Source organism: Nitratireductor sp. WH36-1 (assembly GCF_058725515.1).
The window spans coordinates 2,612,004-2,626,328 of record NZ_CM178970.1 but is presented as its reverse complement, the minus strand read 5'-3'; the positions used below and the strand labels follow the sequence as shown (position 1 = coordinate 2,626,328).

At 61.3% G+C, this 14,325-nt stretch carries 14 protein-coding genes; 11 read left to right on the top strand and 3 right to left on the bottom strand.

Translation table 11 applies throughout. From position 1 onward, the window contains the following. Positions 1–50: 50 nt before the first annotated feature. The 3 genes from AC4PTT_RS12385 to AC4PTT_RS12375 all read right to left on the bottom strand — a co-directional run bounded on the left by AC4PTT_RS12385 (position 51) and on the right by AC4PTT_RS12375 (position 3,894). A complete protein-coding gene (locus AC4PTT_RS12385) occupies positions 51–1,811 on the bottom strand; it encodes a pilus assembly protein TadG-related protein (protein WP_492161271.1) in 1,761 nt (586 codons plus the stop codon). Between the two features lies 1 nt (position 1,812). Further along, entirely contained in the window at positions 1,813–2,241 is a 429-nt protein-coding gene (locus AC4PTT_RS12380; protein WP_206545496.1) for a TadE/TadG family type IV pilus assembly protein, read from the bottom strand. 444 nt (positions 2,242–2,685) lie between these two features. After that, the gene (locus AC4PTT_RS12375; protein ID WP_492161270.1) at positions 2,686–3,894 is read right to left on the bottom strand and encodes a winged helix-turn-helix domain-containing protein; all 1,209 of its coding nucleotides are present in this window, start codon (positions 3,892–3,894) and stop codon (positions 2,686–2,688) included. Between the two features lie 384 nt (positions 3,895–4,278). Here AC4PTT_RS12375 and AC4PTT_RS12370 point away from each other — a divergent pair, with 384 nt between their 5' ends. From AC4PTT_RS12370 to nuoK, 11 genes are all read left to right on the top strand, one after another. After that, on the top strand, positions 4,279–4,644 hold the full coding sequence (locus AC4PTT_RS12370; RefSeq protein WP_113154949.1) for an NADH-quinone oxidoreductase subunit A: 366 nt from the start codon (positions 4,279–4,281) through the stop codon (positions 4,642–4,644). Next, positions 4,635–5,210 carry a NuoB/complex I 20 kDa subunit family protein gene (locus AC4PTT_RS12365; protein WP_113154950.1) on the top strand — a complete coding sequence of 192 codons (576 nt, stop codon included), beginning with the start codon at positions 4,635–4,637 and terminating at the stop codon, positions 5,208–5,210. The genes AC4PTT_RS12370 and AC4PTT_RS12365 overlap by 10 nt, the downstream gene beginning before the upstream one ends. A gap of 8 nt (positions 5,211–5,218) precedes the next feature. Continuing rightward, positions 5,219–5,821, top strand: a complete 603-nt coding sequence (locus AC4PTT_RS12360; RefSeq protein WP_206545493.1) for an NADH-quinone oxidoreductase subunit C — start codon at positions 5,219–5,221, stop codon at positions 5,819–5,821. Positions 5,822–5,838: 17 nt separating this feature from the next. Next, positions 5,839–7,029: an NADH-quinone oxidoreductase subunit D gene (locus tag AC4PTT_RS12355; protein ID WP_113154952.1), complete on the top strand. Its 1,191-nt coding sequence runs from the start codon at positions 5,839–5,841 to the stop codon at positions 7,027–7,029. Continuing rightward, positions 7,030–8,127: an NADH-quinone oxidoreductase subunit E gene (locus AC4PTT_RS12350; protein WP_206545492.1), complete on the top strand. Its 1,098-nt coding sequence runs from the start codon at positions 7,030–7,032 to the stop codon at positions 8,125–8,127. It begins immediately after the preceding gene. Between the two features lie 11 nt (positions 8,128–8,138). Continuing rightward, a complete protein-coding gene (gene nuoF, locus AC4PTT_RS12345) occupies positions 8,139–9,443 on the top strand; it encodes an NADH-quinone oxidoreductase subunit NuoF (RefSeq protein WP_113156261.1) in 1,305 nt (434 codons plus the stop codon). Positions 9,444–9,492: 49 nt separating this feature from the next. Continuing rightward, positions 9,493–11,574: an NADH-quinone oxidoreductase subunit NuoG gene (nuoG, locus tag AC4PTT_RS12340; protein ID WP_492161269.1), complete on the top strand. Its 2,082-nt coding sequence runs from the start codon at positions 9,493–9,495 to the stop codon at positions 11,572–11,574. Positions 11,575–11,580: 6 nt separating this feature from the next. Continuing rightward, positions 11,581–12,624 (top strand): NADH-quinone oxidoreductase subunit NuoH, encoded by a 1,044-nt coding sequence (gene nuoH, locus AC4PTT_RS12335; protein WP_206549086.1) that lies wholly within the window; start codon positions 11,581–11,583, stop codon positions 12,622–12,624. Positions 12,625–12,667: 43 nt separating this feature from the next. Beyond that, a complete protein-coding gene (gene nuoI / locus AC4PTT_RS12330; protein WP_113154956.1) occupies positions 12,668–13,159 on the top strand; it encodes an NADH-quinone oxidoreductase subunit NuoI in 492 nt (163 codons plus the stop codon). A 223-nt stretch (positions 13,160–13,382) separates the two neighbouring features. Next, positions 13,383–14,003 (top strand): NADH-quinone oxidoreductase subunit J, encoded by a 621-nt coding sequence (locus AC4PTT_RS12325; RefSeq protein ID WP_113154957.1) that lies wholly within the window; start codon positions 13,383–13,385, stop codon positions 14,001–14,003. Between the two features lie 5 nt (positions 14,004–14,008). Next, positions 14,009–14,317: an NADH-quinone oxidoreductase subunit NuoK gene (gene nuoK / locus AC4PTT_RS12320; RefSeq protein WP_025030250.1), complete on the top strand. Its 309-nt coding sequence runs from the start codon at positions 14,009–14,011 to the stop codon at positions 14,315–14,317. Positions 14,318–14,325: the final 8 nt, after the last annotated feature.

The following is a 14,325-nucleotide window of genomic DNA, read 5'->3' as shown; positions in this document are numbered from 1 at the left end:
AGCCCCGCAACGCTGGTTGCGGGGCAGTTTTGGACGGTCTGCTTGGGTAATTACTGAACTAGGACCGGCCGTTCGCAGCTGACACCGGTGACCCGAACATCGGCTTCGCCGATTTTCACGCCGGCAAGCGCCAGCACATTGTAGAGAAGTTCGTCGATGGGGGCTGTCAGGCCCGCCAGAAGCGTTTTCACGGTTCCCTGCACCAGAGGGCCGTTCAGGAGCGTGCCGCCCAGCAGCGAGCCGCCCAGAACCTTTGCCTCGAGTTCCAGGTTTTCGAGCAGCGAGCCGGTCACCGAGCCCAGAAGGTTGCGCGTGGACACACTCTTCACACGCGCCTGATGAATGTCGGAATCGGAAAACCGAAGCCGCGACGGGCGCAGGTTCTGTCCCTCGATATGGGCCATGCCTTCGAGCGAGATGGAGAGCAGCCCGTCGACATCGATCATCTTGGCCGGGGTCACGCGCGCTTCCTCCGAGAATGTCGACAGAACGCTGTCATCCACCTCGCCAAGCGCCACTTCCAGAACGCCCGGCATGGCGTCGATGGTGACGCTGCCGCTGTTGGGCGAGGAGGGGCTGCACTGAATGTCGGCAAGCCGCGCCTCGGCATGGGCGACTTCCACATAAAGCGGCACGCGAAGCTTGGTGCGCAGGACGATCAGGTTGATGTCGAGTTCAAACGAGACCTTCAGCCGGGTCTGCGCCGTTCTTACGGCGGTTCCGATAGGACCGAGCGCGTGGCTTGGCGTACCCACCGGCGGCTCGCCGATCGCCAGGCTGACGGAAAGATTCGTCAGTGGCGGCAGGCTGAGCCCCGTGTCGACGGCAATCTGGTTTTCGCCATTGGCGAGTGCCGCTGCCGCCGTGATGATCTCCAGAACGCCGATCTTCATGTCCCATGGCGCATCGGTCGCCAGTGTCAGGGCATTCTTGGCGTCGAGATTGAGGATGCGGTCCAGCCGGATCGTTTCGGAGTTTTTGGACGTGGCTGTCTCAAGCGTCTTGAGCACGGTCTGCACCGTGGGCGGAACGCCGCTTGTCAGTCGGATCGTGGACAGGAGCTGCGGCAGCGTCAGATCCGTTGCCAGGATCTCGTCATAGGTGAGGGCGGTCAGGTCCAGCCTTGTCGCCAGTGTCTGCATGAAGGCGAGCACATCGACATCCGCGTCGAGCAGCGCTTCATAGTCCATCGCCTTGAGTGAGATCGTTGTGCCCAGAAGGCCGCCAAGAAGGCTGTTGAGAATGCCTCCGTTCAGGCTGGCAAGGCGGGAGCCGACCGAGAAGCCTGCCAGTTTCTCCGACGAGGCCGTTCCAACGGCGGAGAGCTCGGGCGCATCGGTGAACAGAGACCCGAAATAGATGTTGCCTTCCTTCCGGATCGTCACCTTGGCGGCGTCGGGCGACGTCTCCATCTCCACAAAGCGCAGATTTGCGGCAATTGACGGGTCGGGATAGTAGCGGCCGCGCACAAGCCTGGCGACGCCGCGCTTTTGCTGGTCGATATACTCTTCTTCCGTCAGATATCGCTCATCAAGCAGGAGGCCGTCTTCGGTCTCGACTGCAATGTTGTGGTTGTTGAGTGCGAAGAACTTCGCCACCGCTTCTTCCGCGTTGACGATGTCTGCCGCCGCCACGATGGAGGCAAGGTCCGCCGCCTTTTGCAGCTTGCGGTCCTGAAGCGTGAGATTGCCATAATCCACTGCAAGCGCCAGGCAGCCGATCATGATCGGCAGGAAGAGCGCGAACAGCGTCGCGACATTGGCCCTGGTGTCTCTCACAAAGCGGCGGGCGAGGGGAAGCAGCGCCCGCATCTCAGAGGCCTCCGAGCCGGATGGTCGAGAAACCGACAATCTCCTTGTCCGGCATCGCATATGAATAGAGCGACCAGATCGGCAGATCGCTGGCGTCGTATTTGACGGTTACCGTAAACTGGTTTGGATTACCGGCATCGTCAGCGACATCGATGTTGAACTTCTCGGCATTGATGAACGGGTGGTCCATCATCGACTGCTCAATGAAGTCGCGTGCGATTGTCTGCCGCTCGGTCTGGGAAAGACCGGCAACCGCCGCTCGCGCCGCGTCGGCGCTCACCTGTTGCACGGAGTGCGATGCGCTCAGATAGATCCCATAGGCGATCATCGAGAAGACCGTCAGGAAAAACACAGGTGCGATGATCGCGAATTCGAGAGCTGCCGTGCCGTCCGATCGGTCCAGAAATTTTCTGATAATTCTTTTTGTCATTCCAATACTCCCAAGCCCGGCATCAGGATTCAGGAGCAAAATTAAACAAAGAATAAAGTGGACTATAAACTTGTAGTATAGCCAGATGCAATCTAGAGTTTAACTAAAAAATTAAATCAACCCTGGATAAATATATTTCAACAACCTACAGGACAACTCAAGGTTATGCAAGTAATGATTGAGAGATAATTCTTGGCGCCCGGAGGGGCGGTTTTGCGGTGGTTTGCAAGGCGCAGGCGGGTTTGTCGGCTTCATCCAAGGATTGAAAAAAGATACCAATCAGTGGTTTTGAACAAATGTCGCATAAAGGGCGGTTTTTGTTTCTGCCGCCTATAAACCTCTGCGAAAAAAAACAAAAAAATGAGCCGGGATCTGACAGTAAGAGAGCCAGAAGTTGCATTTTTTGTTTTCTGAAGCCATTCCGGCTAAGCAAATTCCGTGGCGTCAGGCCGCCTTTTTGTACGCGATGAGAGCAGAGGCAAGATCACCTCGCTCCATGATGGAAACGCTCTCCAGTTCCAGCCAGTTGGCGAACCGCCTTAGTTCACAAGACAAGACCTCCGCCGTTTCTGCCGGCGCATGCGTTTCGGCATGGGCCGACTGAACCAGAAGCGTGCGTTTTGCGCGGTCGGCCTTCAGGTCGACGCGGGCGACGATACGGTCGCCCATGAGAAACGGCAGCACGTAATATCCATGCACGCGCTTGTGGGCCGGCGTGTAGATCTCGATGCGGTAGCGGAAGCCGAAGATGCGTTCGGCGCGGTCGCGCTCCCAGACCACGGGATCGAAGGGCGAGAGCAGGGCGGGCCTGTCGATGCGACGCGGGAGCTTTGCGTCCCGGTGCAGATAGGCCGTGTTGCGCCAGCCCGCAATCTCGACCGGCAGCAGCGCGCCGGCCTCCACCAGTTCTGCAACGCGGGCCTGCGAGTCGGTCGGCTTCAGGCGAAAATAGTCGCGCAGGTCCGGTTCGGTGGCGACACCCAGTGCACGTGCGGCAATCTCCACCAGCGCGCGCTGCGCATCGTCTTCGCCTGGTGTGGGCGTGTCGAGCACGCTCTGCGGCAGCACGCGCCCGGGCAGATCGTAGAGTCTCTCGAAGCTCGGGCGGCGTGAATGCGTGGTGATGCGGCCGCACCAGAACAGCCATTCCAGCGCCTTCTTGGTCTTGCTCCAGCCCCACCAGCCGCCATCGCCCCGGTCGCCGCCGAAAGCCGAGGCGGCAATCGGGCCTTCGTCTGCGACGCGCTCATATACATGCTCAATGAAGGTGTGTTCTTCACGGGCGAAACGCACGAGCCCCTTGTAGACACCCTGGCCGCGCGCCGCGCGCTCCATGCGCCAGCGCATCAGGGGCTGTGTCTCCACAGGGAGGAGGGAAGCTTCATGCGCCCAGTATTCAAAGAGCATGCGCGGCTTTCTGGACTGGGCGCGCTCCAGAAGTTCGACGGGGTAGGGGCCGAGTCGCGCATAAAGCGGCATCAGATGGGCGCGCGCGACGACATTCACCGAGTCGATCTGCAGAAGGCCGGTTCGTGCAAGCGTGCGCCTTAGATGCTGCCTCTCCACACCGTTTGCCGGCGCAGCAGTGGAAAACCCCTGGGCTCCGAGGGCAATTCGCCGCACCTCGGCGGGCGTGAGTCGCTGCTTTCTCATGGGCTTTGCCGAATTCGCGTGTCCAATATACACAAGACGTAGCGTTTCGTTTCCGGCCGCGCCACCCGACAGGCTTCGCAGCCGCAACCTCTCCTGACAGGACGATGACAGGGCGGAGGTAACTCTTTACACACCGATTTTATGCGTTAAGTCCGCTCATGAAACGCGGCGAAACCGTGTGGGGCAGGCGAAAAACGGCGGAAATGCTTTAGACAATGCCGCATTCTCGCCAATGTTTGACTTGCTTCGCCAAGCGCCCTGCGCTAACCCTCGCCGCGTTGCAACATGAGCCTAGCCTTGCTGCCTCGGCTAGCGGCGCACAAACCCCGGTTACGGGCCTTTGATACGCAGCCTCGCCCGCGGCGGGCAACGGAAAGTCGGACCATGAATGAGCTTCTGAGTTCATACCTACCTATCGTTATTTTCATCGGCGTCGCCCTCGTCGTCGCAATTGCGCTTGTGGTTGCCCCGTTCCTGGTGGCCTACCGCAACCCGGATCCGGAGAAGCTGTCGGCCTATGAGTGCGGCTTCAACGCATTCGACGACGCGCGCATGAAATTCGACGTGCGCTTCTATCTGGTGGCGATTCTGTTCATCATCTTCGATCTGGAAGTCGCGTTCCTCTTCCCGTGGGCGGTGGCGTTCGGCGAAATCGGCTGGCTTGGCTTCTGGTCTATGATGGTGTTCCTCGGTGTTCTGACCATCGGCTTCATCTACGAATGGAAGAAGGGAGCGCTGGAATGGGATTGAACAACGGCACGCTCGTGGCGCCCCAGCCCAAGGGGCTGATCGACCCCCGCACCGGTAATCCGGTCGGCGCGGACGATCCGTTTTACACGGGCCTCAACAACGAGCTTTCCGACAAGGGCTTCATCGTCACGTCGTCGGAAGCGCTGATCACCTGGGCGCGCACCGGCTCGCTCATGTGGATGACCTTCGGTCTGGCCTGCTGCGCCGTCGAGATGATGCACATCTCCATGCCGCGCTACGATGCAGAGCGTTTCGGCATCGCGCCGCGCGCTTCACCGCGCCAGTCCGACGTGATGATCGTCGCCGGCACGCTGACCAACAAGATGGCGCCTGCGCTCCGCAAGGTCTACGACCAGATGCCGGAGCCGCGTTACGTCATCTCCATGGGCTCGTGCGCCAATGGCGGCGGCTACTATCACTATTCCTATTCGGTGGTGCGCGGCTGCGATCGCGTCGTGCCTGTCGATATCTATGTGCCCGGCTGCCCGCCCACGGCGGAAGCGCTGCTTTACGGCATCCTTCTTCTCCAGAAGAAGATCCGTCGCACCGGCACGATCGAACGTTAGAGGCGAGCATGAGCGAAGCGCTGAAGGACCTGGCGGCATACGTCACGGAAAAGCTCGACGCCCAGATTCAGGATGCGGTCGTCGCCTATGGCGAGCTGACCTTCCTGGTCGAGCCGGGTGACATCGTCGATGTGCTCAACTTTCTGAAGAACGACGTGCAGTGCCAGTTCTTCGCCTTCATCGACATTGCAGGCGCGGATTATCCGGCGCGCGAGAAGCGGTTCGAGGTGGTCTACCACCTCCTGTCGCCGCGCCAGAACCAGCGCGTTCGCGTCAAGGTGTCGACGGATGAGGACACGCCGGTGCCTTCGGTCGTGGAAGTGTTTCCCGCCGCCGACTGGTATGAGCGTGAAACCTACGACATGTACGGCGTGCTGTTTACCGGCCATCCGGACCTGCGCCGCCTTCTGACCGATTACGGTTTCGAAGGACATCCGCTCCGCAAGGACTTCCCGCTGACCGGCTTTGTCGAGGTCCGCTATGATGACGAGCTGAAGCGCGTCGTCTACGAGCCCGTCAATCTGAGGCAGGAATTCCGCAATTTCGATTTCCTCTCGCCGTGGGAAGGGACGGATTACGTCCTGCCCGGTGATGAGAAGGCGAAAGACTAGAGGTTGGGCAGCGCCAGATGACTGAGCACTCCGTCCGCAATTTCAACATCAACTTCGGCCCGCAGCATCCGGCGGCCCACGGCGTTCTGCGTCTGGTGCTGGAACTCGACGGCGAGGTGGTGGAACGAGTCGATCCGCATATCGGTCTGCTGCACCGCGGCACCGAAAAGCTGATGGAGCACAAGACCTATCTGCAGGCCGTGCCCTATCTGGACCGTCTCGATTACGTCGCGCCGATGAACCAGGAGCATGCCTATGCCCTGGCGATCGAGCGTCTGCTCGACATTCAGGTGCCGATCCGCGGACAGCTTATCCGCGTTCTCTATTCCGAGATCGGCCGTATTCTGAACCACCTCCTGAACGTCACCACGCAGGCGATGGACGTGGGCGCGCTCACCCCGCCGCTGTGGGGCTTTGAGGAACGCGAAAAGCTGATGGTGTTCTATGAGCGGGCCTGTGGCGCGCGCATGCACGCAGCCTATTTCCGTCCCGGCGGCGTTCATCAGGACATTCCCGACCAGCTGGTCGAGGACATCGGCAAGTGGATCGATCCGTTCCACAAGACGCTGGACGATCTCGACAGCCTTCTGACCGGCAACCGCATCTTCAAGCAGCGTAACGTCGACATCGGCGTCGTGACGCTGGAAGAGGCATGGGCCTGGGGCTTCTCGGGCGTCATGGTGCGTGGTTCGGGCGCTGCATGGGATCTGCGCAAGAGCCAGCCCTATGAGTGCTATCCGGAGATGGAATTCGACATTCCGATCGGCAAGAACGGCGACTGCTACGACCGCTATCTCATCCGTATGGAAGAGATGCGCCAGTCGGCGAAGATCATGCGCCAGTGCGTTGATCGTCTTCTTGGCAAGGAGCGTGTCGGCCCGGTTTCCAACACCGACGGCAAGGTCGTCCCGCCCAAGCGGGGCGAGATGAAGCGGTCGATGGAAGCGCTGATCCATCACTTCAAGCTCTACACCGAAGGCTACCACGTCCCCGCGGGCGAGGTTTACGCGGCTGTGGAAGCGCCCAAGGGCGAGTTCGGCGTCTATCTGGTCTCCGACGGCTCCAACAAGCCCTATCGCTGCAAGCTGCGCGCACCGGGCTTTGCTCATCTCCAGGCCATGGATTTCCTGTGCCGCGGCCATCTTCTGGCCGACGTCGCCGCCGTTCTTGGCTCCCTCGACATCGTGTTTGGTGAGGTAGACAGATAAATGTCAGTCCGCCGTCTCGCAGACGAAGCCGTCCAGCCCGAAAGCTTCGCATTCTCCTCCGCCATGAGCGGGGAGGTGAAGCGCTGGCTGGGCAAATACCCGCAGGACCGCAAGCAGTCGGCGGTGATCCCGCTGCTCATGCTGGCGCAGGAGCAGGAAGGCTGGGTCACGCGCGCAGCCATCGAGCATGTGGCAGAAATGCTGGACATGCCGCTGATCCGTGTTCTGGAAGTGGCGACCTTCTACACCCAGTTCCAGCTCGCGCCCGTTGGCACGCGCGCCCACATCCAGGTCTGCGGCACCACGCCGTGCATGCTGCGTGGTTCGGGCGAGCTCATCGAGCTGTGCAAGAAGAAGATCAATCCCGAGCCGTTCCACCTCAATGAGGAAGGCACGCTGTCGTGGGAAGAAGTCGAGTGCCAGGGCGCATGCGTCAATGCACCGATGGTCATGATCTTCAAGGACACCTATGAGGATCTGACGCCGCAGCGTCTCGAAGAGATCATCGATGCATTCGAGGCAGGCAAGGGCGACACGATCGAACCCGGTCCGCAGATCGACCGCATCTTCTCCGGTGCGGCTGGCGGTCTGACCGCGCTGACCGACGAGAAGGCCGTCACCGGCAAGGCGAAGGCTTCCTCTTCCAGGGCAGCCGCCACCGGGACGAAGGTTCCGCCGTCTCAGGCAGCCAAGCCCGACACGTCTGCAACCGTGACCGATCCGGCCATCAAATCGCCGTCGCCGGTCAAGGCCGACAATGGTGCGACCTCTGCAACCGCCAAGAGCGCGCCGCAGAAGGCCGCGAAGCCGAGCCTTGAAGACAAGAACCGCCCCGAAGGCATTGAGCGTCCGGCTGAAACGGACGATCTGAAGCTGATTTCCGGCGTCGGTCCGAAGATCGAAGGCATTCTGCACGAGATCGGCATTTTCACCTTTGCGCAGGTCGCAAAGTGGAAGAAGGCCGAGCGCGAGTGGGTTGACGGATATCTGAGTTTCCATGGCCGCATTGAGCGCGACGACTGGGTCAAGCAGGCCAAGGCGCTCGCCAAGGGCGGCGAAGCCGAATACATCAAGGTCTTCGGCAAGAAGCCGAGGTGAGGGACGAAGCCATGCTCGCTGACAAGGACCGCATCTTTACCAATATCTACGGCCAGTTCGACCGTTCGCTGAAGGGCGCGCAGTCGCGCGGCCTCTGGGACAACACGAAGGGACTGGTCGACAAGGGCCGCGACTGGATCATCAACGAGATGAAGGCTTCGGGCCTGCGCGGGCGCGGTGGCGCCGGCTTCCCGACCGGTCTCAAATGGTCGTTCATGCCGAAAGAGCCGGGCGACCGTCCGCATTACCTCGTCGTCAATGCCGACGAGTCGGAGCCGGGCACCTGTAAAGACCGCGACATCATGCGCCACGATCCGCACACGCTGATCGAGGGCTGCCTGATCGCCGGCTTCGCCATGGGCGCGCACACCGCATACATCTATGTGCGTGGCGAATTCGTGCGTGAGCGCGAGGCGCTCGAGCGCGCCATCGCCGAGTGCTACGACGCGGGCCTTCTGGGCAAGAACAACAAGTGCGGCTGGGACATGGACGTCTTCGTTCATCACGGCGCCGGCGCTTATATCTGCGGTGAGGAAACCGCGCTGCTCGAAAGCCTTGAAGGCAAGAAGGGCCAGCCGCGTCTCAAGCCGCCATTCCCGGCCAATGTCGGTCTCTATGGCTGCCCGACGACCGTGAACAACGTCGAATCCATCGCCGTTGCGCCGACCATTCTGCGCCGCGGCGCGTCCTGGTTCTCCTCCTTCGGGCGCGAGAACAACAAGGGCACGAAGCTCTTCTGCATCTCCGGTCACGTGAACACGCCGTGCACGGTGGAAGAAGAGATGTCGATCCCGTTCCGCGAGCTGATCGAACGCCATTGCGGCGGCATTCGCGGCGGCTGGGACAATCTCCTCGCAGTCATTCCGGGCGGTTCTTCGGTGCCGCTGGTGCCGGCGCACGAGATCATTGACACGCCGATGGACTTCGACAGCCTGCGCGAGTTGAAATCTGGTCTGGGCACCGCCGCCGTGATCGTCATGGACAAGTCCACTGACATCGTGAAGGCGATTGCGCGGCTTTCCTACTTCTACAAGCACGAGAGCTGCGGCCAGTGCACGCCGTGCCGTGAAGGCACCGGCTGGATGTGGCGCGTGATGGAGCGTCTGGTCGTTGGCCAGGCCCAGAAACACGAAATCGACATGCTGCTCGACGTGACGAAGCAGGTGGAAGGACACACGATCTGCGCCCTTGGCGATGCGGCTGCATGGCCGATCCAGGGTCTCGTGCGTCATTTCCGCCCGGAAATCGAGCGGCGTATCGACGAATTCACCCGCAATGGTCATCAGGTGCAGCCGGCACTGGTGGCAGCGGAATAAGAGTGAAGATTTTGCTCCGGAAGGGGCGAGAGGCAAGCGGACAGCGACCATGGCAAAATTGAAAGTCGACGGCACGGAGATCGAGGTTCCCGATCACTACACGCTGCTGCAGGCCGCCGAAGAGGCGGGCGCGGAGGTGCCGCGTTTCTGTTTTCATGAGCGTCTGTCGATCGCCGGCAACTGCCGTATGTGTCTGGTGGAAGTGAAGGGCGGACCGCCCAAGCCGGCCGCATCCTGCGCCATGGGCGTGCGCGATCTGCGTCCCGGCCCGAATGGCGAGCCGCCGGAAGTGTTCACCAACACGCCGATGGTCAAGAAGGCCCGCGAAGGCGTGATGGAGTTCCTGCTCATCAACCATCCGCTCGATTGCCCGATCTGCGATCAGGGCGGCGAGTGCGATCTGCAGGACCAGGCGATGGCCTTTGGCGTGGATTCTTCGCGCTACAAGGAAAACAAGCGCGCCGTCGAAGACAAATATATCGGACCGCTCGTGAAGACGATCATGACGCGCTGCATTCACTGCACGCGCTGCGTTCGCTTTACCACCGAAGTGGCCGGCATTTCCGAGCTTGGCCTGATCGGCCGCGGCGAGGATGCCGAGATCACCACCTATCTCGAGCACGCGATGACGTCCGAGCTGCAGGGCAACGTGATCGACCTTTGCCCGGTCGGCGCGCTGACCTCCAAGCCCTACGCCTTCCAGGCGCGTCCGTGGGAGCTGAACAAGACCCAGTCCATCGACGTGATGGATGCGGTAGGCTCGGCCATCCGCGTCGACACGCGTGGCCGTGAAGTCATGCGCGTCATGCCGCGCATCAATGAGGCGGTGAACGAGGAGTGGATCTCCGACAAGTCGCGCTTCATCTGGGACGGCCTGCGCACGCAGCGCCTCGACCGCCCCTATGTGCGCAAGGACAACCGTCTGCAGCCGGCCTCCTGGGGCGAGGCGTTCGACGCCATCGCCAGGGCCGTTTCCGCAACGACGTCCGACAGGATCGGCGCGATTGCCGGCGATCTGGCAGCCGTAGAGGAAATGTACGCGCTCAAGGCGCTGATGCAGTCGCTCGGTTCCCCGAACTACGATTGCCGTCAGGATGGCGCAGCACTCGATCCGGCGCTTGGCCGTGCAGGCTATGTGTTCAACCCGACCATCGAAGGCATCGAGGATGCTGACGCGCTTCTGATCGTCGGTGCCAATCCGCGCTTCGAGGCTTCGGTTCTCAATGCCCGCATCCGCAAGCGCTGGCGCATGGGCGATTTCCCGGTCGGCGTGATCGGCGAGATGGGCGACCTGCGTTACGATTACGACATGCTCGGCACTGGAGCGGACACGCTGCAGGAGCTGGTGGACGGCAAGGGCAAGTTCGCTTCCGTTCTGAAGAAGGCAAAGCGGCCGATGATCGTGGTCGGGCAGGGGGCTCTGGCCCGCACCGACGGCACAGCCATTCTCGGTCTCGCAGCCAAGCTCGCCGGTTCCGTCAATGCCGTGTCCGACGAGTGGAACGGTTTTGCCGTTCTGCACACGGCGGCAGCCCGCGTCGGCGGCCTCGATCTCGGCTTCGTGCCGGAGAAGGGCGGTAAGGACGTGAACGGCATGATGGGCGCACTTGACGTGCTCTTCCTGCTCGGTGCCGACGAAATCGACATGAACGCCATCGGCGACGCCTTCACCGTTTACATCGGCACCCATGGTGACGCCGGCGCACACCGCGCCGATGTCATCCTGCCGGCAGCCACCTATACGGAGAAGTCCGGCACCTATGTGAACACCGAGGGCCGGGTGCAGATGGGCAACCGCGCCGGTTTCGCACCGGGCGAGGCAAAGGAAGACTGGGCCATTCTTCGGGCGCTGTCCGATGTGCTTGGCCACAGGCTTCCGTTCGACTCGCTGGCTGCCCTGCGCGCCGCGCTTTATGCCGAATTCCCGCATTTCGCAGCCATCGACACGGTCGCTCCGGCCGATCCGGCTGCTATCGAGAAGCTCGCCAGGCTTGGCGGGCGTCTGACCAAGGCTCCCTTCACCTCGCCGGTGAAGGACTTCTATCTGACCAATCCGATTGCCCGCGCGTCGGCCGTCATGGCCGAATGTTCGGCGCTGGCGCGTGGCGAACTGAAACAGGCGGCCGAGTAGAGACGAATGGATACCTTCTTTTCAACCTACGTCCTTCCGGGGCTTCTGATCCTTCTGCAGTCGGTGGCGATGATCGTCATCCTGCTGGTTTTCGTCGCCTATATCCTCTACGCCGACCGTAAGATCTGGGCGGCCGTTCAGCGTCGTCGCGGTCCGAACGTGGTCGGTCCGTGGGGCCTGTTCCAGGCGTTCGCCGACCTCTTCAAGTTCGTCTTCAAGGAGCCGGTCATTCCGTCCGGCGCCAACAAGGGCGTCTTCCTGCTCGCGCCGATGGTGGCTTCCGTGCTCGCCATCTCGGCCTGGGCGGTGATCCCGGTCGCGGAAGGCTGGGCGATTGCCGACGTCAACATCGGCATTCTCTATGTCTTCGCCATCGCCTCGCTCGAGGTTTACGGCGTGATCATGGGCGGCTGGGCCTCGAACTCGAAATATCCGTTCCTCGGCGCGCTGCGCTCGGCGGCGCAGATGGTCTCCTACGAAGTCTCCATCGGCTTCGTTATGGTCACCGTCCTGCTCACCGTCGGCTCGCTCAACCTGACGGACATCGTCCTGTCGCAGGGCACCGGTCTTGGCACCATGGTCGGCCTGCCGAACTCGTTCCTCGACTGGAACTGGCTCGTGCTGTTCCCGATGTTCATCGTGTTCTTCATCTCCGCTCTTGCCGAGACGAACCGTCCGCCCTTCGATCTGGTCGAAGCGGAATCGGAGCTCGTGGCCGGTCACATGATCGAGTACTCCTCGACGCCGTTCCTGCTCTTCTTCCTCGGCGAGTATGTGGCCATCGTCCTGATGTGCGCGCTCACCACCATCCTGTTCCTGGGTGGCTGGCTGCCGCCGTTCGACTTCGCTCCCTTCACCTGGGTGCCGGGCGTCATCTGGTTCGTCCTCAAGGTCTGCCTCGTGTTCTTCATGTTCTCGCTGGTGAAGGCCTTTGTCCCGCGCTACCGCTACGACCAGCTCATGCGCCTTGGCTGGAAAGTGTTCCTGCCGCTGTCGCTGTTCATGGTTGTCGCAACCGCGGCCTTCCTGAAATTCACGGGGATGGCATGATCATGGCCATCACCCATTCTGAAACGCGTTTCGGAGAAAAACGATGACTGCGCTTGCTCAGGCCGCGAAATCGCTGCTTCTCAAAGAGTTCGTCGGGGCTGTCATCCTGTCCATGCGCCAGTTCTTCGCGCCCAAATACACGTTGAACTACCCGCATGAAAAAGGTCCGGTGAGCCCGCGCTTCCGTGGCGAACATGCGCTGCGCCGCTATCCCAATGGTGAAGAGCGCTGCATCGCGTGCAAGCTGTGCGAGGCCATCTGCCCGGCTCAGGCCATCACCATCGAGGCCGGTCCGCGCCGCAATGACGGCACCCGCCGCACGGTGCGCTACGACATCGACATGGTGAAGTGCATCTATTGCGGCTTCTGTCAGGAGGCCTGTCCGGTCGACGCCATCGTCGAGGGGCCGAACTTCGAATTCGCGACGGAAACGCGCGAAGAGCTTTACTACGACAAGGACAAGCTGCTCGCCAATGGCGACCGGTGGGAGAGAGAGCTGGCGCGCAACATCGCGCTGGACGCACCATACCGGTGACGGTTTGACCCGTGGACGGGGGCAGGGCGCCCGTCTACAGCTGCCCCGCTCGAGGCGATCCGCATTCGGATCGGGGCATCGAGACTAATTCGCAGGCGGCAGCCGGCTTCACGCAAGCCGGCTTGCAGTCTAGGAACACGCTAATTTGACGCTCGGCCTGGCCGGGCGGATCGCAGAAGCCGGGCGTTATGCTTCGGCAGGCTAGCTAGGTACCGAGGGAACCATGCTGACAGGACTTGAGGCGATTTTCTTTTATCTGTTCGCCTTCCTAACCGTGGCGGCGGCCTTTATGGTCATTTCCGCGCGCAATCCCGTGCATTCGGTGCTCTATCTGATCGTCGCGTTCTTCAACTCGGCCGGTCTCTTCCTTCTTACGGGCGCTGAATTTCTGGCCTTCATCATGCTGGTCGTCTATGTCGGCGCGGTTGCCGTGCTGTTCCTGTTCGTCGTCATGATGCTGGATGTGGACTTCGCGGAGCTGAAGCGCGGTGCGCTGCAATATGCTCCGGTCGGCGCGCTGGTGGGCATCATCCTGGCTGCGGAGCTGATCGTCGTTCTCGGCGGTTATGCATTCGCGCCGGAGATCGCAGGCGAGGTCGCCCAGCCGACGCCGCCGATCGATGTGCGCCACAACACGGCAGCGCTCGGCGACATCCTCTACACGGATTACATCCACTACTTCCAGATCGCCGGCATGGTGCTGCTGGTCGCCATGATCGGCGCCATCGTGCTCACGTTGCGCCACAAGGAAAACGTCAAGCGGCAGGACATCACTGCCCAGGTGGCGCGCACCCCTGAGACGGCGATCGAGATCAAGAAAGTCGAAACGGGCGAGGGAATCTGATCATGCTGGAAATCGGCATTGCACACTATCTGACCGTCTCGGCGATCCTGTTCACGCTCGGCGTGTTCGGCATCTTCCTCAACCGGAAGAACGTCATCATCATCCTGATGTCGGTCGAGCTCATCCTGCTTGCGGTCAACCTGAACTTCGTCGCCTTCTCCTCGGTTCTTGGAGATCTGGTCGGCCAGGTTTTCGCGCTTTTCGTTCTCACCGTCGCGGCGGCGGAAGCCGCGATCGGCCTTGCCATTCTCGTCGTCTTCTTCCGCAACCGCGGCACCATTGCCGTCGAAGACATCAACATGATGAAGGGCTGAGCATACGG